This is a genomic window from Austwickia chelonae NBRC 105200, from assembly GCF_000298175.1.
Taxonomy (GTDB): domain Bacteria; phylum Actinomycetota; class Actinomycetes; order Actinomycetales; family Dermatophilaceae; genus Austwickia; species Austwickia chelonae.
The window spans coordinates 640,927-663,785 of sequence record NZ_BAGZ01000005.1 but is presented as its reverse complement, the minus strand read 5'-3'; the positions used below and the strand labels follow the sequence as shown (position 1 = coordinate 663,785).

Sequence of the window (22,859 nt, the reverse complement as noted above, 5' to 3'; positions counted from 1 at the left end):
CCGATAGCGGAAGGTGCACCATTGCATCGGCATCCTGACACCCGCGGCCGCCGACCGCGACGGGTGACGAGCATCGCAGCCATGACGAGCCTGGCGGTCATCACACTCGGAGGCTGCAGCAGCGAGGAACTCTCGCGAGGTTTCCTCCCCCGTGGAGCGTCCGAAGGTGCCCAACGTGTCCAGGACCTGTGGGTGGGCGGTTGGATCGCAGCCCTGTGCGTCGGTGTCCTCGTCTGGGGGCTCACCATCTGGTGCATGGTGGCCTACCGGCGTAAGAAGGACGACGTGGGGCTGCCCCCGCAGCTGCGCTACCACGTGCCGATCGAGCTGTGCTACACCGTCATCCCCGTGATGATGATCGGTGTCCTCTTCTACTACACCGCCCGGGACGAGGCGATCCTGCTCGACACCAGCCAGAAACCCGATGTCACCATCAATGTCGTCGGCAAGCAGTGGAGCTGGGACTTCAACTATGTCGAGGCAGAGGTCTGGGAATCCGGGGTCCAGGCACAGCTGACCGGAAAACCCGGGGTCGAGGCCACCTTGCCGACCCTTTACCTGCCCAAAGGGAAACGCGTCGAATTCGTCCTGACCGCCAGGGACGTCATCCACTCCTTCTGGGTGCCGGCCTTCCAGCAGAAACTCGACATGATCCCCGGCAAGGTCAACCGGCTGCAGGTCGTTCCCACCGAGGAAGGCACCTACCAGGGTAAATGTGCCGAACTCTGCGGCCAGTACCACGCGACGATGCTGTTCAACGTGAAGGTCGTCTCGCAGGAGGAATACGACAAGCACATGCAGTCACTGCGGGCCAAGGGCCAGACCGGCATGCTCGACAACAGCCTCAACAGGGCGAAGCTCGAGCCTGGTCAGGAAGGCCGCATGCAGTGGAAACCGGAGGGGAAGCGCTGATGTCGACCGTACTGACACCCACACATGTCGCCGGGGTTCCGGCGACGAGGAGGAAGCAGACCAAAGGTCAACGCTTCGTATCGCTGATCACCTCCACCGACCACAAGGTGATCGGCAACCTGTACTTCGTCACCACCATGTTCTTCTTCCTCATCGCCGGTGTGATGGCGTTGATCATCCGAGCAGAGCTGGTAGCCCCCGGCCTGCAGGTCCTGCACAACCTCGAACAGTTCAACCAGATGTTCACCATGCACGGGTCGATCATGCTGCTGCTGTTCGCCACCCCGCTGTTCGCCGGATTCGCCAACGCCCTGCTCCCGCTGCAGATCGGCGCCCCCGACGTGGCGATGCCGCGCCTGAACATGCTGGCCTACTGGCTCTACCTCTTCGGCGGACTCATGGCCGTCTCCGGATTCCTGGTCCCCGGTGGTGCGGCCTCCTTCGGCTGGTTCGCCTACGTCCCCCTGTCGAACTCCACCTTCACCCCCACCCTCGGTGGCGACCTGTGGATCCTCGGTTTCGGGCTGGGCGGCTTCGGCACGATCATGGGTGCGGTCAACTTCATCACCACGATCGTGTGCATGCGCGCACCGGGGATGACCATGTTCCGGCTGCCCATCTTCACCTGGACGGTCCTGGTGACCTCCATCCTCATCCTGATGGTCTTCCCCGTGCTGACCGCAGCTTTCATGGGGTTGGCCGGCGATCGACTGTTCGGGATGCACATCTACGACGTGACCAACAACGGGCCGATCCTGTACCAGCATCTGTTCTGGTTCTTCGGCCATCCGGAGGTCTACATCATCGCCCTGCCCTTCTTCGGCATCGTGAGCGAGATCTTCCCGGTCTTCTCCCGCAAACCGATCTTCGGCTACAAAGGTCTGATCTTCGCGACCATCGCCATCGCAGCACTGTCCGTGACGGTGTGGGCACACCACATGTACGTGACCGGTCAGGTCCTGCTGCCCTTCTTCTCCGTGATGACGATGCTGATCGCGGTGCCCACCGGGGTGAAATTCTTCAACTGGATCGGCACGATGTGGGGCGGTTCGATCACCTTCGAGACCCCGATCATCTGGGCACTGGGCTTCCTGGTGACCTTCCTCTTCGGCGGTCTGACCGGAGTGGTCCTGGCCAGCCCGGCCCTGGACTTCCACCTGTCCGACAGCTACTTCGTGGTGGCCCACTTCCACTACACGGTCTTCGGCACGGTCGTCTTCGCGATGTTCGCGGGCTACTACTTCTGGTGGCCCAAGCTGACCGGTCTGATGCTCGACGAGAAACTCGGCAAGTGGCATTTCTGGCTGCTCTTCGTCGGCTTCCACGCGACCTTCCTCGTGCAGCACTGGCTCGGGGTGCAAGGCATGCCCCGGCGGTACGGCGACTGGATGGTCGAGGACAACTTCGGGCTGCTGAACGTCATCTCGACGGTCGGCTCGGTGGTCCTGGGCATCTCCTTCCTGCCCTTCTTCTACAACATCTGGAAGACACACAAGGAGAACAAACGCGTCACGGTCGACGATCCGTGGGGCTACGGCGGATCGCTCGAGTGGGCGACCTCCTGCCCGCCACCCCGGCACAATTTCAACAGTATTCCTCGGATTCGTTCCGAGCGTCCGGCCTTCGACCTGCACCACCCGGATGCCGAGGACATCAGTAGTCCCGCTCCGGACCGGGCCGTCCTGGAGGCGCTCCACAGTCAGCGTGGCACCGCCACGACCGAGGTAGGTGCGCACCAGTCTGCGCCCGCGGACGGTGACGGAGGTCACGCCCGATGAAGGTAGAGGCCAAACTGTTCCAGTACGGAGCGGTGCCATTCATCCTGACCGCTGCGATCTACGCCTGGGCGACCGCGGTCTTCACCCCTGACGGGCTGGAGCCGGCGGGCACGGTCTGTATCTTTCTCACCGGCTTGATGACCGGCATGATCGGGTGGTATCTCTCCAAGACTGCGCAGACTCTCGACGCCCGACCCGAGGACGATCCCGACGGCCATATCGGGCAGATGGAAGGGGAATACGGTTTCTTCAGCCCGCACAGCTGGTGGCCGCTGCCACTGGCGCTCTCGGCGCTCCTGCTCTTCCTGGGCCTGGCCGTCGGCTGGTGGGTCTTCATCGTGGGGGCCTTCTTCGGCGCGATCTCCCTCCTGGGATGGACCTTCGAGTACTTCCGCGGCGATATCGGAATCTGACTGATATCGATCTGTGAACATATCGAAAGGGGCGTCTGGCTACGCTGGACGCCCCTTTCGGCTCCGGAGTCCCTGCCAGACGGCTCCCACAGACACATGGCAGTTCAGGAAGTTGCCAGGGGGAGATGTGAAGTTGGTGTTCGGTTAAGGCGCTGCGGATTTGGCCTGCGGTGCGCGGAGCTGGGAGAGAACACGTTGGGCAGAGTCGTACCCCGTGGCACACGCTGGGCGGTCATTGCAGGGCTAACGGTGTCAGTTGCCGTTCTGACCTCCGGATGCCAGGACGGGGAAGAGAAACAGAGCGAGAAAGCTGTGATCGACACCAAGTCGGCACAGGTCAAGCTCGAAGTATCCGTCCCTGACGGGACGAAGGACGTCGCCCCGGAGAGCGTCGTCACCGTGAAAGCCCTCGAAGGTGAGATCGGAACGGTGACGGTCACCAGCGAGGACGGGAAAAGAACCGTCGAGGGGAAGGTCGGCGAGGACAAGAAGCTCTGGTCCTCCCAGAGGAAACTGGCGCCCAAGACGACGTATAAGGTCACCGCGACCGCCCGGAACAAGGACGGGGAGGAGAGCACGTCCACCTCTTCCTTCACCACACTCACGCCCAAGAAAACCATCGGTTACACGGTGACCCCGGACGGTTGGACGGTCGGGGCGGGGATGCCGGTGCAGGTGAAGTTCGACGCACCGATCACCGCCCCGGAGTCGAAGGCTCAGATCGAGTCGCAGATGTCGATCAACGCGAGCCCCAGTCAGCCCGGATCCTGGGGGTGGACCAACGACCGCACCCTGCTCTACCGTCCGCAGGCGTACTGGACCTCAGGGACCAAGATCGAGGTCAAGGCCCCGCTGGCCGGGACGAAGGTCGCACCGGATACCTATCTGGCCGAGGACAACGGCGCCAAGCTGACCATCGGCACCCAGCGAGTGCTGAAGGTCGACCTGGCCGCCTATTCCATGGCTCTGGTCGAGAACGGTCAGACGGTGAAGACCTTCGCGATCAGCGGAGGACGAGCCGGTGAACGCTTCGAGACCCGTGCCGGGACCAAGGTGATCCAGGACAAGTACCCGGACATCGTCATGGATTCCTCGACCTTCGGTGTGGACAAGAGCGACCCGGAGTACTACCGCACGAAGGTCAAGTGGGCGCTGCGGATCACCGACAGCGGTGAGTACCTGCACTCCGCGCCCTGGTCGGTGGGCCAACAGGGCAAAGCGAATGTCTCTCACGGGTGTGTCAACATGGCCCCGGGCGACGCCGAATGGCTGTTCGGCAAGGCCCAATACGGCGACATCGTCGAGACGGTCAACTCCAACTACCAGCTCAAACCCGAGCAGGCCGGGGTCCCTATCTGGTTGTGGACCTGGGAGGAGTGGCAGGCGAAGTCCGCCGTTGCCGCTGCTGGTTCCTCGGAGGGGCCGATGAAGGGCTGATCCGTTCGATTCCTCTCGATCACGGCGTGTGTCCCCTCATCTCGAGTGGGGACACACGCCGTGCGCTCATCCCCAGCCGAGTTCGTGCAGACGCTCGTCGTCGATACCGAAATGATGGGCTATCTCGTGGACTACGGTCACCGCTACTTCGTCGACGACCTCCTCCGACGAGGTGCACATCCGTAGCGTCGGTCCGCGGAAGACGAAGATCCGGTCCGGCATGAGCGGTTCACCCCAGTCCCAACCCCGCTCGGTCCGGGGAACTCCTTCGTAGACGCCGAGGCAGTCGGCGCCGAGTTCGTCATCCGGTTCGTCCTCCACGAAGAAGACGACATTGTCCATCAGGTCGAGAAGTTCGGCCGGTACCGCATCGAGCGCATCGGCGACGGCTTCCTCGAACTCCGCCCGGCTCATCTCGACTGTCATGGAGGCATCCTCTCACCGGGGAGAATGAAGGCATGCGACTTGTGCTACGTGTTCGCCCCGGAGCATCCCGGACACGAGTAGGTGGAGCCTACGAAGCCCCGGAGGGACCGCAACTGTGTGTGGCGGTGAACGACCGGGCCGTCGACGGCCAGGCCACGGAAGCAGCTTTGAAGGCTGTCGCGAAAGCCTTCGGCGTACGACCACGTCAGGTCACCCTGGTGTCGGGTGCGACTTCCCGGTCGAAGATCGTCGAGGTGGACGCCCCTCAGGAGGAGACAGCGGTCAGACTCCGTGAGCTGCTCGACCGGTGAGCTCCTTGTCCGGGCTTTCTCCGGACAAAGGCTGAGGGCCGCCCGCCTGGAGCGTTCCAGGTGGACGGCCCTCAGCCCGCCGTGAAATGTCAGCCGGCGCTGGGGCCCTTCCCCACAGGCTGGTCCGCAGAGGCGCTTTCCTGCGAGGGCTGACCCTGCGGGTCGCCATGCCCGACAGCCTGTGGTCCACGCCCGGCCGGATCCGGAAGCAGGACGGCTGCGTAGTCGTGGTGGTGGCTCTGCGCCTCGCTGAGCTCAGCTGGGGTGACCGGTTCGACCCGGTCGGAGAAGTAGAAGCGGGAGAAGAAGGAGCGAGCTCTTCCGTGTTTCGCCTTCGGATCCGCATTACCCATGGCGTCGGTGTGACGCCCGGTGAGCAGAGGTTGCGGCGACTCGTGCTGGACGAGGTTCCACCGCTGGTAGGGGTCCAGGGGTTCATGGGCCTCGGAGAACCCGTCCCGTTCGCTGAAGACGATGCGTCCTGTCTCGTGGCCGTGCAGAACCTTGGCACGGTCGGCCAACTGGAGGGAGAGACACAGCCGCTTGGTCACCCAGAAGACAAGGACCGGGCCGACGAAGAAGAGCACCTGCAGGGCCCGGGTGATGTCGTTGATGGACAATCCCATCTTGATCGCCATCAAGTCGTTGCCTGCGGCGAGGAACATGACCAGGTAGGCGGTCAGGGCCGCCGCCCCGATCGCGGTACGGACCGGAGCATTACGGGGGCGGTCCAACAGGTGGTGTTCGCGATGGTCACCGGTCACCCAGGCTTCGAAGAAGGGGTAGGCGCCCATGAGGGTGAACACCACGGGCAACAACATGATCGACCCGATCGCCAAGTTCAGGCTGAGGGTGTACCCCAGGATCTCGAACTCCAACTGGCCGGGCAGCAGGCGGAGGGCACCGTCGGCGAACCCCATGTACCAGTCGGGTTGGGAATCCGCGGTGACCGGGGAGGGGTCGTAAGGTCCGTACATCCAGACCGGGTTGATCGCTACCAGCCCGGAGATCAGAGCGATGATCCCGAAGACGATGAAGAAGAATCCCCCGGCCTTCGCCGCGTACACCGGCATCACCGGGAAGCCGACGACATTGTCATTGGTCTTGCCCGGGCCGGGGTATTGGGTGTGTTTGTGCACCATCACCAGGATGAGGTGCGCGGTGAACAGGCCGATGATGAGGGCCGGCACCAGCAGGACGTGAGCGATGTACAACCTGGGGATGATGTGCTCCCCGGGGAAAGCCCCACCGAAGATCATGTACGAGAGATAGGAACCGATGATCGGTGAGGACTCGACGAAGCCCTCCATCACCCGGATGCCGGTGCCGGAGAGCAGATCGTCGGGCAGCGAGTAGCCGGCGAAGCCTTCGATACAGGCCAGGAGCAGGAGCACCGTTCCGATGACCCAGTTGATCTCACGTGGCTTGCGGAAAGCGCCGGTGAAGAAGACACGACAGGCGTGCAAGCCCACGGCCGCCACGAAGAAGAGCGCCGACCAGTGGTGGAGTTGACGGATGAGCAGCCCGCCCCGGACATCGAAGCTGATGTTGAGGGTCGAGGCGTAGGCCTCGGACATCGGCAGCCCCTTGAGGGGGACATAGCTGCCGTCGTAGACGACGTGCCCGGCACTGGGGACGAACCAGAAGGTGAGGAAGACCCCGGTGATCAACGCGATGAGCATGGAGTACATCGCGATCTCGCCGAGCATGAACGACCAGTGGTCGGGGAAGACCTTGTTCATCAGGTACCGCAGAGGCTTGGCAGCCCCGGTGCGTTCGTCGAACCAGTTGGCAGCACCGCCGTCCTGTGAACCGCGACGGTCCGTGGCCCGCGGCGGTGGGACGTCCTCGGCGCGGAGGGAGTCCGCAGCGGCGCGGGCGCGCTCCTGCGAGGAGGGAGAAGAATGAATGGTCATCGCGCACGCGTCCAGAAGCTCGGTCCGACAGGCTCCATGAATCCCTGGTCGGCGACCAGGTAGCCCTCTTTGTCCACGGTGATCTTCAGCTGCGGCAAGGGGCGTTTCGCCGGGCCGAAAACGACCTCGCAGTCATTGGTGACATCGAAGGTCGACTGGTGGCAGGGGCAGAGGAGATGGTGGGTCTGTTGTTCGTACAGGCCGACCGGGCAACCGGCGTGGGTGCAGATCTTGCTGTACGCCACGATGCCTTGGAAACCCCAGTCACGTGCCTTGGCACTGACGAACTTCGCAGGGTCCAACCTCATGAGGAGGACCGCGGCCTTGGCCTTGCGTTCGAGCACGCCCAGGTTCTCGTCGTGTTCGAAGGTCTGGCCTGGTGCAGGTTTCTGCTTCGGTTTGTCGTGGATGCCCTCGGGAAGGACGTGGTAGACCGATCCGAGCGTGACATCTGCGGCCTTGATCGGCCGGTTCTCCGGATCGGTCATCAGCCGCAACCCTTTACGCCAGAAGGTGTTGCGCAGTTCCCGTTCGGCGTCGCCCATCTTGCCCAGTCCGCCGACGACCTGGACCAGCAAGGGGAGGGCGAAGATCCCCAGTGATATCCCGCCTGCGGTACGGATCAGTTTGCGTCGGCCCAGCTGGCTCTGTTCCATCCCGCGGTGCAGGGTGTCGAGTACTCCGCGACGGTCCTCCTCGCTGGAGACCGTCGGATGACGATGTTCGACCACCTCCTCGTCGGGCATCAAGGTCTTGGCCCAGTGCACGGCACCCAGCCCGATCCCCAGGAGGGAGAGGCCGAGGAAGATCCCGAAAAGGGTGTGCAGCAGGTCCAGGTTCCCGAAGAAAGGCACGAAGACCATGTGGTTCATCGGCACGGTGAAATAGGCGACGAGGAAACCGATCGTGCCGACGATGGACAGGACGAAGAGCCCCGCCACCTGGCGCTCCGCCCGTTTGGCGGCACGTTCGTCGACATCGGCGTGCCGCAGGACGTGCGGGGGGAGACCCGGGTTCTCGAAGCGATCGGTGACAGCTACCGCGGTGCCCGGGACGTGCCCGTCCCCCAAGGACACTTCGTGCCCGGTCACGTGCGGGTTCTCAGGGCGACCGTTCCCTGTCGCCCCGGAGTGGGAGCCGTTCTCGTTCATTCGTCGTTCCTGTCGGTACCGAGACCTGCCTTGCGGCGTGGTCGTCCTGGGAGGAGAGGGTCAGGCGGCCTTGCGACCCAGCCAGATGGCGGAGCCGATCATGATCGGGATGGCGATCAGCCACAGGAAGAAACCGTCGGCGACGGGGCCGAAGGAACCCAGGGTGTGCCCGCCGGAGTTGTTGGCTTTGTCCAGCTCGTGCAGATAGGCGATCACATCCCGCTTCTCCTCGGGGGTGATGTTCTGATCGTTGAAGACCGGCATGGACTGCGGCCCGGTGAGCATCGCCTCGTAGAGGTGTTTGCCTTCGATACCCCGCAGCGGGGGCGCGAACTTGCCTCTGGTCAGAGCACCGCCGGATCCGGCGTAGTTGTGGCACATGGCGCAGTTCACCCGGAAGATGTCGCCGCCCCGGGCCAGGTTGGCTCCCTCGGTGGTGGTGTATTTCTGGTCGGGCACTGCAGGGCCGGGGCCCAGCGATGCGACGTAGGCGGCCATCTGTTTGATCTCGGTGTCGTTGAACTGCACCTTGTTGCGTTTGGCCTGGACATTCTGCTGGGGGAGGGGCATCCGACCGGTTCCGACCTGGAAGTCCACCGCTGCGGCGCCGACGCCGACCAGGCTGGGCCCGTCTGCGGTGCCGGTGGCATTCGCGCCGTGGCAGGTCGTGCAGTTCGCCATGAACAGCTTCTTGCCGGTTTCGACGTCCTGGGACGAGGAACCGGCTTCGGCCTGCGCCGGGCCTGGAGCGAAGAAGGCGTAGGCGCCGCCGGTCATCAACAGCCCGATCAGCAGGAGGACGGCGAAGGCGGCGGGGTGTCGACGGCGGGCTGCGAGGGCTTTCACGTCAGTGGTTCCTTGGGGTCGGAGCGCAGGTGGTGTGGCGGGGTGTGCTGGTTACTTCAGGATGTAGATCGTGATGAACAGGGCGATCCACACCACGTCGACGAAATGCCAGTAGTAGGAGGTGACGATGGCGCCGGTGGCTTGTCGGTGGGTGTAGCGGCGTGAGGTGAAGCTGCGTCCGATGATCAGGAGGAAGGCGATCAGGCCACCGGTCACGTGGATGCCGTGGAAACCGGTGGTGATGTAGAAGGCCGAGGTGTACGCGTTGTGGCTGAGCGTCATGCCCTCGGAGGTGAGGGTCGCGTACTCCCAGACCTGTCCGGCGACGAAGACTGCACCGAAGAGGTAGGTGAGGACGTACCACTCACGCATGCCCCATTCCTTGAGCGGGTGGCGGGTCAGGAGCTTCCCGGTGCGTGATCCTCGGCCCTGCTCGGCGGCGAAGACTCCGAACTGGCACCAGATGGAGGAGATGACCAGGATCAGAGTGTTGATGAAGGCGAACCAGAAGTTCAGCTTGGCGGTGCCGTCGCTCCACAGGTCCGGTCGGACGGAGCGGATCGTGAAGTAGATGGCGAAGAGTCCGGCGAAGAACATCAGTTCGCTGGCCAACCACACCATGGTCGCGACCGACGCCATATTGGGTCGAGTGACCGGGCCGTGCCCGGGGATCACGCGAGGTGCGGGGGAATGAACGGAGGTATCGGTCGCCACGGCCGCAATATTGCCTGACGATCGGCGGCGATCCGGCGTGCTGAGCAGGGCTAGGCGGTGCGTCGAACAGATCGTCGCTCAGCGGTCGGTTGTCCCGGACGAGCGGTGGGCGGACCTGCGTTTTCACGGTAGGCGAGCCAGTCAGGTCGGGGTGAGTGGGCGTCCGCGCCTTCGGCTTCCGAGGAGAAGAGGTACGGGCGTCCGTAGTGGACCGGCGCGGGTAGGATCCCCCTATGAGCACCTCCCCCGAATCCGCTGTCGACGCCGCAGCAACCGAGGATGCCGCCGTGCCCCGTCGTCTGCGTGTCCTTCTCTACAGCGACGACCGGTCCACGCGTGACGCCGTGCGGGTCGCCGTCGGTAAACGTCCTTCCCGCCAGGTGGAGATCGAGTCGTGGTTCGAGTGCGCGACCCCGGTCGCAGCCGAGGAGGCAGTTCGGTCGAACACCTTCGACCTGTTGATCCTCGACGGCGAGTCGGCGCCCTACGGCGGGCTGGGGATGTGTCGCCAGTTCAAGCACGAGATCTTCGAATGTCCTCCCGTGGTGGTCTTGACCGGGCGTCCGCAGGACGATTGGCTCGCGGCCTGGTCCTATGCCGACGGCGTGGTTCCTCATCCGCTCGATCCGGTGCAGATGGCGAAGGTGGTCGCCGAGACGTCTTCTCGGGAAGCGGTGACCCCGGTTTGAGCATGGCGGCCGGTCCCACCTGGCCCACAGTACTGACCGCAGTGTTGTCCGGTCGTGATCTGGCTCCGTCGGAGGCGACCTGGGCGTGGCGTCGCATCATGAACGGTGAGGCGTCCCCGGCGCAGCTCGCAGCTTTCGTGGTCGCCTTGCGCGCCAAGGGCGTGACGGTGGACGAGCTGACGGCCATTGCGGAGGAGATGCTGGCGCACGCCCGGCCGATCGTGGTGCCCGGGCCCACTCTGGACATCGTGGGTACCGGAGGGGACGGGTCGCACAGCGTGAACATCTCGACGATGGCGGCCCTGGTCTGTGCCGGGGCCGGAGCGACCGTTGTCAAGCACGGTAACCGTGCGGCCTCGTCGAGTTCGGGGACCGCTGATGTCCTCGAGGAGCTCGGGGTGGTCCTGGACCTTTCACCGGATCAGGTGGCCGAGGTGGCTCGCACGGCAGGGATGACTTTCTGCTTCGCCCAGGTCTTCCACCCTGCGATGCGCCATGCGGCGGGGCCACGTCGAGATCTGGGGATACCGACGGTCTTCAACATCCTGGGTCCGTTGACCAATCCGGCGCGACCCAGTCACGCGGCGATCGGTGTCGCCGATCCTGCCTTGGCTCCCTTGGTGGCGGGGGTTTTTGCCGCCCGGGGGAAGGATACTGCGGTGCTGCGGGGCGACGACGGTCTGGACGAGTTGACGATTTCCACGACGTCGCGGGTGTGGTGGGTGCGGGGTGGATCGGTACGCGAATATGTCGTTGACCCTGAAACACTGGGGGTGCCCGTCTCGCCGTTGTCGTCTCTGCGGGGTGGGAGCCCGGCTGAGAACGCGCAGGTCGTTCGGGAGGTTCTCTCCGGCAGAGTGGGGCCGATCCGTGACGCGGTGGTGCTCAACGCCGGTCTGGCCTTGGCGGTCATGGGTCCGAGCAGTGGGTCGGATCAGGGTGCCTTCGTCCGTGATCTACGACAGGGGATGGACCGGGCCGAGGCGTCGATCGACACGGGGTCAGCCGCGGACAGCTTGGAGCGGTGGCGGTCTGCCACCTGCGGTTATCGCGCCGGTTGAGGCTGCTTAGTCGAGCCCGATCTCGAAAGCAGCGTCCATGTCTGCGGAACCGTACTGCCGGAAGGCGATATGGGTGCGGGTGCTGCGTACCCCGGAGGTCTTGTTCAACCGGTCGGCGATGACGTCGGCGAACTCCTCGTGTTGATCGACCTGGACGACGGCGATGAGATCGCAGTCACCGGTGACCGAATAGACCTCACGTACACCTGGCTGACCTGCGATGTCCTGGGCCACTTCGGGGATCCGGTCGACGTCGGCATGGATGAGGACGATGGCGGTGATCACTCCGACACTCTAACCGGACACGTCCACAGACCTGCTCGGAAGCCATCGCACCGGACCTACCATGACGAGATGTCCTCGGCAGAATTCGTGAGCAGGCGGGATGTCCTGCGCGGCGCGGCCGGGGGCGCATTTCTGTTCTGCGGCGCGACGATCACGGCCTGCGCCGATCCTGCTCCTTCTTCCCGACCTGGACGTTCCCCCGACCCGGAGCTCTCCGGGCTGGAGAAGGCTCTGTCGGGGAGAGCCGCGGCCTATGCCCGTGGGGACGAGGTCGGCTGGGTCGGGAGTGTCCGGTCCGAGTCGGGTCTGGACGAGGGGCCAGGCGCATTCGCGGTGATGCAGGCGCTGGGCGTGCGTGAAGTCTCCTACGGGGCTTTCCGCAGGGCCGGGCAGCGCCTGGGCGCTGAGCTGAGCTACCGGATCGAGGGGGTCGACCGGGTCGCGGCGACGGGGATGACCTGGTGGCAACTGGACGACCGGCTTCCGCGCAGGGTCGGGGAGGCATCCTTCCCCTGGGAGGAGGCTTCGGCTCAGGTCCGCAGGGGGGCGGACTGTCTGGTCGTCGGTGGGGGATCGCCCGCGCTCCTGTCAGAGGCCGTCGCTCGGGCCGATGGAGCTGTTGCGCAGGTGCACGACCTGTGGTCGGGGGAGAGATGCCGGCCGGTGGTGTTGATGCCTGTCGCGGTCGCCCATTACGAGAGATGGGCGACACAGCCCGGGAGCGGTGGGCAGATCCCGGCGGTCACGGTTGGAGCGGTTCGTGAGGGGCGCAGTGTGGGTGCCGACCGGGTGGTGGTGAATCCGCAGATGTGGGGGCGTCTGGTGGCCGAGGGCAAATCCATCGTCCTGGCCCACGAGTTCACCCATCTGGTGCTGCGACGCGATCTGGACGGGCCTCGGCCGTTGTGGCTCGACGAGGGGTTCTGCGAGTACATCGCCTACCGGAGGACCTCCTTACCGGAGGAAGCCGTCGCGGCGGATCTGGCACGCAGAGTTGCCCGGCACGGCCCGCCCGATGGGCTCCCCGAGGACAAGGACTTCTCCGGTCAGGCCCGTCAGGAAGCCTATGCCTCTGCCTGGTTGGCCTGCCGGATCGTGGCAGAGACCCATGGTGAGGAAGCTCTGTGCCGTTGGGTGCGTCAGGCCCGTGGACGAAGGGCCGGCAGTCCGGGCGTGGTCGATTCCCTACGGTCCGTGACCGGATGGCGTCTACCCGACCTGGAGTCCGCGTGGCGGAAGAGGGTGTCCTCACTGGGCGGACGGTGAGTGTGCAGGCATCTGCGAGGATGCTTCTGCACACCCACCCCACGTCTCCTGCCCCGCAGGACCGTCAGCCTGCCGAGGGCGGTCCACCGGTGCCGTACAGGGCATCGATCTGGTCGGCGAAGTCATGGGCGACGACGGTCCTCCGGATCTTCAGCGAGGGGGTCAGATGCCCGCTCTCCTCGGTGAAGTCCGTCTCGAGGACCACGAACTTACGGATGCTCTCGGCGCGGCTGACCTTCTCGTTGGCCCGGTTCACCGCCATTTGGAGATGTTCGAGGACCAGCGGGTCCGTATGCGCGTTGTCCCAGGTGAGATCGGTGCGGCCGTGGGCTTGTCCCCAGATGGAGATCATCTCCGAGTCCAAGGTCACCAGGGCACCGACGAAGGGCCGCTGATCACCGACGACCATGCATTGGGAGACCAGGGGGTGAGCGCGGATCGCGTCCTCCAGGGGGGCGGGGGCCACATTCTTCCCCCCTGCGGTGACCAGGATCTCCTTCTTCCGCCCGGTGATGGCCAGTCGCCCGTCCTCGTCGAGAGAACCGAGATCACCGGTGCGGAACCAGCCGTCCTCGGTGAAGGCCTGTGCGGTGGCCTCCTCGTTGCCGTGATAGGCGCGGAAGATCCCGATCCCCTTGACCAGGAGCTCCCCGTCGTCGGCGATCCGGACCGAAGTCCCAGGCATGGGGAGTCCTACGGTGCCGATGCCGTTCGAGCTGGGGAGATTCACGTTGGTGGGTGCCGTGGTCTCGGTCAGGCCGTAACCCTCGAGGATGTTGATGCCGGCTCCTCGGAAGAAGTGGCCGAGCCGGGAGCCCAAGGGAGCTCCGCCGGAGATCGCCCACAGGCAACGCCCGCCGAGCGCCGCCCTCAGCTTGGAGTAGACGAGGAGGTCGAACACCTTGTGCTGGATCCTCAGGGGGATGGATACCGAACCGGTGTCGACGGCTCGGCTGTAGGCGATCGCGGTCCGGGCCGAGAGCCGGAAGACCCGGCCCTTACCCTCGGTGGCGGCCTTCTGGTCGAGTGAGTTGTAGATCTTCTCGAAGACGCGCGGGACCGCGAGCAGCAGTGTCGGGCGGAAGGAGTCCATGTCCGGCAGGAGCTGTTTGATATCAGGGGCATGTCCCACCCGCATGCCGACGTCGATGCCCAGCACCTGGATGAAACGGGCCAGGACATGGGCCAGGGGGAGGAACAACAGGGTGCAGGCCTCGGGGTCACCGACGATCTCGGGGAGGGAACCTGCGGCGTTCTGCGACAGCTGGAGGAAGTTGTCGTGGGTCAGCTCACACCCCTTGGGGCGTCCGGTCGTCCCTGAGGTGTAGATGATCGTGGCGAGGTCCTGCCGGGTGGTGCGTTTCGCAGCCTCCTGCAAGGGCCGCTGGTCACATTCCTGGGCGGACAGGCGGTCGAGATCGCCGGCGTCGATCTGCCAGAGGAATTCCATCTGCGAACAGTCGTCGCGGATCTTCTCGACCGTCTTCTGGTGTTCGGCGGATTCCACGACGATCGCGCGACATCCGCTGTTCGACAGGATCCAGTGCACCTGTTCGGAGGACGAGGTCTCGTAGATGGGCACGCTGACCAGGCCTGCGGTCCACAGGGCGAAGTCGACCAGTGTCCACTCGTATCTGGTGCGACTCATCACCGCCACCCGGTCGCCCCAGTTCAGACCTGCGGCGAGGAAGGCTGCGGCGAGGGCTCGAACTTGTTCGTCGAATTCCCGGCAGGTGACATCCACCCAGTCGGTCGATCCGGGGAAGCGGCGGCTCAGGGCCACACGATCGGGAGCTATGCGCGCATTGCGTGCGGTGATATTGCCAAGACTCGTCTCCGTCGACGTGGCGAGGACGGGGACAGAATTCTCTCGCATGGATCCCTCCGTAAGCTGCAGCAGTGCGGCTGCCGCTGGACACTACCCGCTGGTCACGCACAGTGACCGCCTTCGATGATGTGACACCGATAACGCGCCATGGCCCGCGTACAAGGCCGGTTGTGGACGTGACGTGACGTGACGCGCCCTCCTGACACATCCTGGTGTGGTGTGGGATTCGACGCGACATCAGGTGCAGATCGTCGACGAGACATATATCGAGGCGTCCCCAGCCCTTCTGGCCGCTGTCTTCCGTCATGGCGACAATGTCGCCAACGTATGGCCCCACGTTCGCGCGACCTTACACCAGGATCGTGGACACTTGGGTGCGATCTGGCATGTCGAGGGTGTCCTGCGGGGCGAGTTCGAGGTGTGGTTGGAACCTTTCTGGGACGGCACGATCGTGCATCATTATATCCGCGCCGATGCCCTCGGCAGGCATGCCAGACGCATTGAGTACGCCCATGTTCGCAGGTGGAAACGCTTTGTCACGGCGCTGAAGGATCGGCTCGAACCGGACAGGCGTGTCTGGGAGGTCCACGGGGGACAGTCCGCCCGTCCTTTGACGGACGAACATCTCCAGGATTCGTGAGTTCTCCGCCCGTCGACAACGGTACGGTCGGCCCATGGCAGATCACACCGAATCGAGCATCTACGTCGAGAGTTCCCCCACCGTCGTGGCCGATGTCATCGCCGATGTCGAGGCCTATCCGCAGTGGACCTCGCAGATGCAGTCCGTGCGGGTGCTGACCCAGGACGAGGAGGAATGGCCCGAACATGTCGAGTTCGTGGTGGACGCCGGGATCTTCAAGGACACCTACGTGCTCGACTACACCTGGGACATCGAGGAGGACAGCCAAGGGGTCATCTCCTGGACACTGGTCCGAGGGGAGAAGCTCACCGCGATGGACGGCTCGTACTCCCTCTGTGCCGAGGGCGGAGGAACTCGGGTCACCTACCGACTCACCGTCGACGTCGACCTCGCCGTGCCCGGGATGCTCAAACGGCAGGCTGAGAAGAGCATCGTGACCGGCGCCCTGGACGGGCTGAAGAAACGCTGCGAAGGCTGAACACTTGCCTGATCTCCATCTGCTGACCGGGGTCGGTGGTGCCGGTGTGAGTACCGTGAGTGCGGCGCTGGCTGCAGCCTGGGCGGCCGAGGGGCACAAGGTCAGACTGGCGCACATCGCAGATCCCGTCAGCCTCGACAGGCCGTTCCCCACCGGGGACGCGGGAAGGGGCATGCTCGATGTCGTCGATCTCGCCGTGACGCCGAAGTGGGGGGATACGGACCAGGCCTTGGCCGATCTCCTGGTCTCCCAGGGGTGCCCCGGGGAGATCGCCGAGGAGTGGCGGGGCTTGCCCGGCGCCGACAGCTGGCAGGTCCTGGCGGCCCTGTCCGGCTGTCTCCAGGACGTGGACATCCTGGTGGTCGATCTGGGGGATCTGTACCGAGCGGGGTCGCTCATCCGGGCGTGCACCCGGGTTCCGTGGGTGATGCGCCATCTTCTCGAAGCGGTGACCGGGCCGTGGGGCGCGGTCGCTGGGGTCACCGAGTCGCTGCTCTCCGGATTGGCCCACATCGAAGCCGGGGCTGATCGGCTCACCGACGCCGGTAGCGTGCTCCACCTGGTCACCAGCGGACGCCCCTTGGACGAGGCTAAGATCCGCCGGAGTGTCCCCGGGCTCCTGCTGGCGGGTATGAGCGCAGGTCTGCTCGTCCAGATCTCGGAGGGCCAGGAAGAAGAGAGTGCGAACTACTGGCGGCCTTTCGCACCGGTCCGGGTCGGTCCGACCCGGCTCGCTGCGAACGGTGCCTTCGCCGAACGGCCCGAGGAATGGGCGGCACCGCTGCTGTCGGGGGTCCTTCCGGCGTCGGTAGGTTCGCGGCCGCGTGCGCGTATCGTCCAGGATCCGCAGTGCGCCACGCGCTTGCAGTGGAGCATGCCGTTGCCCTGGACGCAGGCTGCAGATATCCGTCTGGAGCAACGGGGAAGCGATCTGACGCTCGTCGTGCACGGGGTCGCCCACCTGCTGGCGCTGCCGTCGGCGGTGCGTCGTTGCGAGCCTGAGGCAGCTCGGGTCGTCGACGGTGAAATCGTGATCGATCTGCTCTGGCGGGAAGGGGAGTGGCGCGAACGTGACCTATGACCGGGTGGCCCGGGAAGCGGAACTGTTGACTGAGGTACTCACCGGGTCGGCTGCAGGGGTGGCGAGGGATGGGCGGGGTCCTCGTCCGGCCGGACAGCCGGATCCGTTTTCGGCGCAGGGTGACTCGACTTCTGGGAAGGGTGCGGGGCGGGCTTCTCCTCGGTGGGCGGAGCTCGCGGTGCGGGCCGCTGCGCTGGCCCGCGAGGGTTTCGGGCGCGTGGGCGTGTCGCTGGAGGAATGGGCGCCGGACGGAGTCGACGGCGTACGATCCCCTGCGGGATCGCCGCAGGAAACCCGCGGGAGACACGGGGGGCGGCCGCCCACGGTGTACCGGCGGGTGGAGCGTCGGGATATCCCGGTGACCGACGGAAAGCGACGGTGACCCGGCGCGGCCCATCCGTACCGGCCGTTCGCGCGTGAAGGAGAACAGAGGATGGATGTCGCAGTAGGCATCGACATCGGGGGCACGAAGGTGTCCGGCGGGGTCGTGACCGGCGAGGGCCAGATCTTGCATCGTGCCCGAGCGGCGACGCCCAACCGGTCGACCAGTCCCCAGGTCGTCGAGGACACGATCGTGTCGGTCGTCGAGCAGCTTCAGGAGGCTGCCGGAGCCGACGTCGCTGTTCGCGCGGTGGGCGTTGGCGCCGCCGGATGGGTGTCCAGCGATCGCGCGACCGTCCTCTTCGCCCCGCACCTGTCCTGGCGTCATGAGCGTCTGCGGGACTCGTTGCGCAGCAGGATCGACGCGCCTGTCTTCGTCGATAACGACGCCAATGCCGCGGCCTGGGCGGAATGGCGTTTCGGTGCGGCTCGTGGCCAGGAAGACATGGTCATGATCACCTTGGGCACCGGAATCGGGGGAGCCATTCTCCGGGAAGGACGGATCGACCGGGGGCGTTGGGGATTGGCCGGTGAGTTCGGCCATATGCAGGTGGTCCCTGACGGTCAACGGTGCGAGTGCGGTAACCGTGGATGTTGGGAGCAGTACGCCAGTGGGAATGCTCTGGTGCGGGAGGCCCGGTCGATGATCGACGCGGGCTCGCCTATCGCGACCGATCTTGCGGTGCGACTACGTGCCGACGGGGGTCCCTTGACCGGTCCTCTGGTGACCGCGGCTGCCCGGGAAGGCGATCCCACGGCGGTGGAACTTCTCGCGGAGATCGGGCATTGGCTCGGCGTCGGCTTGGCCAATCTTGCTGCGGCGCTTGATCCCTCGCTCTTTGTTATCGGGGGTGGGGTGAGCGCGGCGGGAGATCTCTTGATCGCACCGGCCGCGGCGGCCTTCCACCGACGTCTGCCCGGACGCGGGTACCGTCCTGCTGCGCAGATCGTGGGAGCGCAGCTGGGTAATGACGCCGGGCTCATCGGCGCCGCCGACCTGGCCTGGAGCGAGATCCAGGGCTGCTGAACCGCAGCATCCCAGCAGGGACGGCGGCTGGCCGCCGCTATCGGACCGGAGCCGGAGGAGGATCAGACGCGGGCCCCGTCATCGCCCTCGTCATGTTGTTCGGGCAGTTTCCGTACCAGAAGTGCAAATCCGGCCGCCGTCGCCAGCCCGGACAGCCACAGGGGGAGGTGGGTGGTGTGGGGCCCGGTCAACGCCCAGCCCACGAAGACCACCGGACCGCCGACGATCCCGGCGAGCGCCCCCCAGAACTGGAGGTCGCCCCGGGGCAGCGGCGGGTCGGGTTCTTCGAAGTCGTCGTCCTCGGGAACTTCCTCCGGCGGTAGATGGACCCGCCAGCCCTCCGGTGCCACGGCGAAGGACGGACGTCGTGGTTCGGGACGTGCCGGAAGGACCGGGGACGAGTTCGTCTTCTCCGTAGCCGTGTGCGATCTCCCCGGACCGGTGTCCCGTTCCCACTCGGCCACAATGGCCGCGAAAGCTGCGTCGATGCGCTCGTCGTCCGGGGTTCGGTCCTGCGGAGTCGGTTTCGTCATCAGGGGTCTCCAGGCGGCGCGGCGAGACGGGGAGGATGTCGGAACGGCGGAAACCGTGACATGGGCGCCTCGGAGGTGAGGCACCTCCCATTCTTCCATGGCGACATGTCGACCGCGAGAGCGATGAGGGACCGCGACATGCCTCGGAGTGTCGTAGAGTCAAACGGCCGTCAAGGAGGGGTCGCTGCCATGTTCTACAGGTTGATGAAGGTTTCGGTCGGTCCGGTGTTGACCGTGCTCTTCCGTCCGAAGGTCGAAGGGCTGGAGCACGTTCCGGACAGTGGTGCGGCGATCCTCGCCAGCAACCATCTGTCCTTCTCGGATTCGTTCTTCCTGCCCTTGGTGCTCCCCAGGCGGATCACCTTCCCGGCCAAGATGGAGTACTTCACCGGGACCGGGGTGAAGGGGCGGATGACCGCAGCCTTCTTCCGTGGGGTCGGGCAGATCCCGATCGACCGTTCGGGTGGTGCCGCCAGCAGGGCTGCGATGGAGAGCGGGTTGGCGATCCTGCGCCGCGGGGAACTCTTCGGGATCTACCCCGAGGGAACCCGCTCCCCCGACGGCCGTCTCTACCGAGGCAAGACCGGGATGGCTCGGCTGGCCTTGGCCGCAGGCGTGCCGATCATCCCGGTGGCGATGATCGATACGGACAAGGCGCAGCCCACCGGCCAGATCATCCCGAACATCACCCAGGTCGGTGTACGTATCGGTGCGCCGATGGACTTCTCCCACCTTGCCGGGCGGGAGGACGACCATGTGCTCCTGCGTCAGGTGACCGACGAAGTCATGGCTGCCCTGCGCGATCTGTCGGGTCAGGAATACGTCGACGAGTACGCTGCCGATCGCAAACGGGCCATCCAGGAGAAGGCCGAGCGGATGATGGCCGCGGCCAAGGCACAGGCCGATGCTGCGGCGGCGAAGGCCCGGGCGGAGGCCGCTGCCGCGACTGCCCGGGCGCGGGACGAGGCCGTGGCCGCCGCCGCGAGGGCACGGATGCAGGCCGACGAGTACGCCGAGTGGGCCCGGATGGAATATGCGGCGGCGCTCGAACGGGCCACTGAGGCGACCTCCCGAGCCCGGGACGAGGCCACTGCGGCGACGGAACGTCTGCAGGCGCAGGTGATGGAAGCGACCGAGAAGACCCGCGCGGCGACGGAGAAGACCCGTGCACAGGTTGTGGAAGCGACGGAGAAGACTTTCGTGCAGGCCGACGAGGCCTTGACGAAGGTACGTGCGCAGGCGGCCGAAGGAGCGGCCAAGGCCTGGAGCCAGGCCGCGGAGGGCGCAGCCATCGCAGAGGGCTGGCTCGCGCAGGCCCGGGCCGACAGCGTGGCCAAAGCCGGAGCGCTCCAGGACCGTGCCGGTGAACTGCACGGCCGCGCCGAAGAATTGCATGTGCGTGCGGAGGAACTGCAGGAGAAACCGGAGAACGAACGCGAACAGCAACCGTCGGACGCCGTTGCGGGAGAGCTTTCCGCTGAGGAAGATCCTGCAGGGAAGAATTCTGCCTCGGCGGGGAAGGATCTCGCCGGCCCGGTCGACGCGGCCGCCGGACAGTCATCGTCCCGGCAAGGAACTGGACCCGGACCCGAAGGGGATCAGCGAGGAAGGAAATCCTCCGGCGAGGGAGCATCGCAGGTCGGAAAGGGTTCGTCGCAGAGCTGAACGTTCGTCATCCGGACCCTGACCGGGAGACTCTGCCCGCCAGGTAGCCTGTGGGGCGTGAGCGCACGAACCATCCTGGACTGGGCCGACCTACCGGCAGCTCAACAACCGACATGGCCGGACCCGGACGCTCTCGCCTCGGCGAGAGCGTCTTTGGCGACCTTTCCACCGTTGGTCTTCGCCGGGGAATGCGACATCCTGCGCGACAAACTGGCAGCGGCGTCGAGAGGCGAGGCCTTCGTCCTCATGGGTGGCGACTGTGCAGAAACCTTCGCCTCGGCAACGGCCGACAACATCCGTGACCGGGTCAAGACTCTCCTGCAGATGGCGGCGGTGCTCACCTACGGGGCGAGTACCCCGGTGGTCAAGGTCGGCCGGATCGCCGGACAATACGCCAAACCGCGGAGCAAGGACACCGAGCACCGTGGCGATCAGGTCCTGCCCGCCTACCGCGGTGACATGATCAACGACTACGCCTTCACCCCGCAGTCGCGTCGTCCCGATCCGCAGCGGCTGGTACGGGCCTATCACGCCAGTTCCGCGACCTTGAACCTTATGCGGGCCTTCACCCAGGGAGGTTTCGCCGACCTGCGGCACGTCCATGACTGGAACCGAGGATTCGTCCGCAACCCGGCACATCATCGGTACGAGCGGATGGCCGGTGACATCGACAAGGCCATGCGTTTCATGGCGGCTTGCGGTGCCGACTTCGAGGCGATGCGTCGGGTCGATGTCTGGGCCAGCCACGAAGCGTTGTTGCTCGACTACGAGCACCCGCTCGCCCGGATCGACAGCCGCACCGGCCGGCCTTATGCCACCAGCGGGCATTTCCTGTGGGTCGGGGAACGGACCCGCCAACTCGACGGAGCCCATGTCGATTTCGTCCGTCGCATCCGAAACCCGGTCGGGGTCAAGATCGGTCCGACAGCGACACCGGAGGATCTACTGGGGTTGGCCGAGAAGATCGACCCGGACCGTGAACCCGGTCGTTTGACGGTGATCGTCCGGATGGGTGCCGAACGAGTCCAGGAGGGCCTGCCCCCTCTCCTGGAAGCGGCGAAGTCCGAAGGCCTGCAACCGACCTGGATCTGTGACCCGATGCACGGGAATACCTTCGAATCGGCGACCGGCTACAAGACCCGGCGTTTCGACGACATCGTCGCAGAGGTGCGCGGGTTCTTCGAGGCCCATCGCGCGGCCGGCACCTGGCCCGGAGGTATCCACGTCGAGCTCACCGGCAACGACGTCACGGAATGTCTCGGCGGAGCGATCGACCTGCACGACGAAGACCTACAGCTGCGTTACGAAACGGCATGCGACCCGCGACTGAATCACCAGCAGAGTCTGGAACTGGCCTTCGTCGTGGCTGAAATGCTCGCCTCCTCGTAAGGCTTCAGGAAGAGGTGACCCCGTGACCCAGGACGATGCCTTCGCCGAGGAACGTCAGCTGCCGCCAGGTCAACGGCGCAGTGAGGAGATGCGCGTCGTCCACTACGGGCGGGTTCCGCGGATCGACCTCGGGCGTTGGCAGCTCAGTATCACCGGCGCGACGCTGGACGGGACGGATCACTTCCTCCGTTGGACGGATCTGTCGGAGATGCCCCAGATCAAGGTCACTGCGGATCATCATTGCGTCTCCCGGCACAGTGTCTTCGACGTGGTCTGGGCAGGGGTGCCGACCAGCGAGTTGGTCAGGTTGTTCCCCCCGGCGGACGACGCCGCCTACGCCCTGGTCTCAGCCGCATACGGGTACAGCGCGACAGTCACAGTGGACGATCTCTCACAGCCGAGGGCCCTCCTGGCGACCTCGTTGAACGGGGAGAGCCTGACCCCGGAACGAGGCTGGCCGGCTCGACTGGTCCTGCCGCATCTCTATGGATGGAAGGGCCCGAAATGGGTCCTCCAGATCGAGTACTCGACAGAACCGGTGCGGGGATTCTGGGAACGGCAGGGCTATCACGTCACCGGGGACGTGTGGCGGGAAGAACGGTACGCACACCAGGAGTAGACCCGACATCCGA

The 22,859-nt window shown here is 65.4% G+C and carries 24 protein-coding genes; 16 read left to right on the top strand and 8 right to left on the bottom strand.

Annotated elements, in window-relative coordinates; translation table 11 throughout:
- Positions 1-81 precede the first annotated feature (81 nt).
- The 4 genes from ctaC (at position 82) to AUCHE_RS06040 (ending at position 4,540) form a co-directional block, all read left to right on the top strand.
- On the top strand, positions 82-912 hold the full coding sequence (gene ctaC, locus AUCHE_RS06055; protein ID WP_006502397.1) for an aa3-type cytochrome oxidase subunit II: 831 nt from the start codon (positions 82-84) through the stop codon (positions 910-912).
- Positions 912-2,690 (top strand): aa3-type cytochrome oxidase subunit I, encoded by a 1,779-nt coding sequence (gene ctaD, locus AUCHE_RS06050; RefSeq protein WP_040321695.1) that lies wholly within the window; start codon positions 912-914, stop codon positions 2,688-2,690. Before ctaC ends, ctaD begins: the two co-directional genes overlap by 1 nt.
- Positions 2,687-3,103, top strand: a complete 417-nt coding sequence (locus AUCHE_RS06045; protein ID WP_006502395.1) for a cytochrome c oxidase subunit 4 — start codon at positions 2,687-2,689, stop codon at positions 3,101-3,103. Before ctaD ends, AUCHE_RS06045 begins: the two co-directional genes overlap by 4 nt.
- A gap of 249 nt (positions 3,104-3,352) precedes the next feature.
- Positions 3,353-4,540, top strand: a complete 1,188-nt coding sequence (locus AUCHE_RS06040) for a L,D-transpeptidase (RefSeq protein ID WP_162137224.1) — start codon at positions 3,353-3,355, stop codon at positions 4,538-4,540.
- 66 nt (positions 4,541-4,606) lie between these two features.
- On the opposite strand, the gene AUCHE_RS06035 is transcribed toward AUCHE_RS06040, so the two are convergent.
- Positions 4,607-4,966 carry a metallopeptidase family protein gene (locus AUCHE_RS06035; protein WP_006502393.1) on the bottom strand — a complete coding sequence of 120 codons (360 nt, stop codon included), beginning with the start codon at positions 4,964-4,966 and terminating at the stop codon, positions 4,607-4,609.
- Between the two features lie 32 nt (positions 4,967-4,998).
- Here AUCHE_RS06035 and AUCHE_RS06030 point away from each other — a divergent pair, with 32 nt between their 5' ends.
- Positions 4,999-5,277: a DUF167 domain-containing protein gene (locus AUCHE_RS06030; RefSeq protein WP_006502392.1), complete on the top strand. Its 279-nt coding sequence runs from the start codon at positions 4,999-5,001 to the stop codon at positions 5,275-5,277.
- Between the two features lie 89 nt (positions 5,278-5,366).
- Here AUCHE_RS06030 and qcrB read toward each other — a convergent pair whose 3' ends face one another.
- The 4 genes from qcrB to ctaE are packed head-to-tail and all read right to left on the bottom strand — an operon-like array spanning position 5,367 to position 9,904.
- Entirely contained in the window at positions 5,367-7,193 is a 1,827-nt protein-coding gene (gene qcrB / locus AUCHE_RS06025; RefSeq protein ID WP_006502391.1) for a cytochrome bc1 complex cytochrome b subunit, read from the bottom strand.
- Complete coding sequence (gene qcrA, locus AUCHE_RS06020) at positions 7,190-8,344, bottom strand: cytochrome bc1 complex Rieske iron-sulfur subunit (protein WP_006502390.1); 1,155 nt, start codon at positions 8,342-8,344, stop codon at positions 7,190-7,192. Before qcrA ends, qcrB begins: the two co-directional genes overlap by 4 nt.
- 60 nt (positions 8,345-8,404) lie before the next feature.
- The gene (gene qcrC / locus AUCHE_RS06015; RefSeq protein ID WP_006502389.1) at positions 8,405-9,190 is read right to left on the bottom strand and encodes a cytochrome bc1 complex diheme cytochrome c subunit; all 786 of its coding nucleotides are present in this window, start codon (positions 9,188-9,190) and stop codon (positions 8,405-8,407) included.
- Positions 9,191-9,241: 51 nt separating this feature from the next.
- Entirely contained in the window at positions 9,242-9,904 is a 663-nt protein-coding gene (ctaE, locus tag AUCHE_RS06010; RefSeq protein ID WP_006502388.1) for an aa3-type cytochrome oxidase subunit III, read from the bottom strand.
- Between the two features lie 233 nt (positions 9,905-10,137).
- On the opposite strand from ctaE, the gene AUCHE_RS06005 reads away from it, so the two are divergent.
- Both AUCHE_RS06005 and trpD read left to right on the top strand, forming a co-directional pair.
- On the top strand, positions 10,138-10,593 hold the full coding sequence (locus tag AUCHE_RS06005; protein ID WP_006502387.1) for a response regulator: 456 nt from the start codon (positions 10,138-10,140) through the stop codon (positions 10,591-10,593).
- A 2-nt stretch (positions 10,594-10,595) separates the two neighbouring features.
- Entirely contained in the window at positions 10,596-11,654 is a 1,059-nt protein-coding gene (gene trpD, locus AUCHE_RS06000; protein WP_006502386.1) for an anthranilate phosphoribosyltransferase, read from the top strand.
- A gap of 6 nt (positions 11,655-11,660) precedes the next feature.
- Here the strand turns inward: trpD and AUCHE_RS05995 are convergent, their stop codons facing one another.
- The gene (locus AUCHE_RS05995) at positions 11,661-11,939 is read right to left on the bottom strand and encodes an Lrp/AsnC family transcriptional regulator (RefSeq protein ID WP_006502385.1); all 279 of its coding nucleotides are present in this window, start codon (positions 11,937-11,939) and stop codon (positions 11,661-11,663) included.
- Positions 11,940-12,008: 69 nt separating this feature from the next.
- Here AUCHE_RS05995 and AUCHE_RS05990 point away from each other — a divergent pair, with 69 nt between their 5' ends.
- On the top strand, positions 12,009-13,205 hold the full coding sequence (locus AUCHE_RS05990; protein WP_006502384.1) for a hypothetical protein: 1,197 nt from the start codon (positions 12,009-12,011) through the stop codon (positions 13,203-13,205).
- A gap of 64 nt (positions 13,206-13,269) precedes the next feature.
- Here the strand turns inward: AUCHE_RS05990 and AUCHE_RS05985 are convergent, their stop codons facing one another.
- A complete protein-coding gene (locus AUCHE_RS05985) occupies positions 13,270-15,081 on the bottom strand; it encodes an AMP-dependent synthetase/ligase (protein WP_006502383.1) in 1,812 nt (603 codons plus the stop codon).
- 169 nt (positions 15,082-15,250) lie between these two features.
- Between AUCHE_RS05985 and AUCHE_RS05980 the strand changes: the two genes are divergently transcribed.
- From AUCHE_RS05980 to AUCHE_RS05965, 5 genes are read left to right on the top strand one after another with little or no spacing between them, the layout of a single operon-like run.
- The gene (locus AUCHE_RS05980; RefSeq protein ID WP_162137223.1) at positions 15,251-15,673 is read left to right on the top strand and encodes a polyketide cyclase / dehydrase and lipid transport; all 423 of its coding nucleotides are present in this window, start codon (positions 15,251-15,253) and stop codon (positions 15,671-15,673) included.
- 34 nt (positions 15,674-15,707) lie between these two features.
- On the top strand, positions 15,708-16,151 hold the full coding sequence (locus tag AUCHE_RS05975) for an SRPBCC family protein (protein WP_006502381.1): 444 nt from the start codon (positions 15,708-15,710) through the stop codon (positions 16,149-16,151).
- A gap of 4 nt (positions 16,152-16,155) precedes the next feature.
- Positions 16,156-17,232, top strand: coding sequence for a hypothetical protein (locus AUCHE_RS05970; RefSeq protein WP_006502380.1), 1,077 nt, complete (start codon positions 16,156-16,158; stop codon positions 17,230-17,232).
- Positions 17,222-17,614 (top strand): hypothetical protein, encoded by a 393-nt coding sequence (locus AUCHE_RS16555; RefSeq protein WP_006502379.1) that lies wholly within the window; start codon positions 17,222-17,224, stop codon positions 17,612-17,614. The genes AUCHE_RS05970 and AUCHE_RS16555 overlap by 11 nt, the downstream gene beginning before the upstream one ends.
- Before the next feature lie 51 nt (positions 17,615-17,665).
- Positions 17,666-18,640 (top strand): ROK family glucokinase, encoded by a 975-nt coding sequence (locus AUCHE_RS05965; RefSeq protein ID WP_006502378.1) that lies wholly within the window; start codon positions 17,666-17,668, stop codon positions 18,638-18,640.
- 62 nt (positions 18,641-18,702) lie between these two features.
- On the opposite strand, the gene AUCHE_RS15550 is transcribed toward AUCHE_RS05965, so the two are convergent.
- Positions 18,703-19,173 carry a hypothetical protein gene (locus AUCHE_RS15550; protein WP_006502377.1) on the bottom strand — a complete coding sequence of 157 codons (471 nt, stop codon included), beginning with the start codon at positions 19,171-19,173 and terminating at the stop codon, positions 18,703-18,705.
- Positions 19,174-19,362: 189 nt separating this feature from the next.
- Between AUCHE_RS15550 and AUCHE_RS17830 the strand changes: the two genes are divergently transcribed.
- The 3 genes from AUCHE_RS17830 to AUCHE_RS05945 are packed head-to-tail and all read left to right on the top strand — an operon-like array spanning position 19,363 to position 22,846.
- Entirely contained in the window at positions 19,363-20,838 is a 1,476-nt protein-coding gene (locus AUCHE_RS17830) for a lysophospholipid acyltransferase family protein (protein WP_006502376.1), read from the top strand.
- 57 nt (positions 20,839-20,895) lie between these two features.
- Positions 20,896-22,227 carry a class II 3-deoxy-7-phosphoheptulonate synthase gene (locus AUCHE_RS05950; RefSeq protein ID WP_006502375.1) on the top strand — a complete coding sequence of 444 codons (1,332 nt, stop codon included), beginning with the start codon at positions 20,896-20,898 and terminating at the stop codon, positions 22,225-22,227.
- A 22-nt stretch (positions 22,228-22,249) separates the two neighbouring features.
- Positions 22,250-22,846: a molybdopterin-dependent oxidoreductase gene (locus tag AUCHE_RS05945; RefSeq protein WP_006502374.1), complete on the top strand. Its 597-nt coding sequence runs from the start codon at positions 22,250-22,252 to the stop codon at positions 22,844-22,846.
- Positions 22,847-22,859 lie beyond the last annotated feature (13 nt).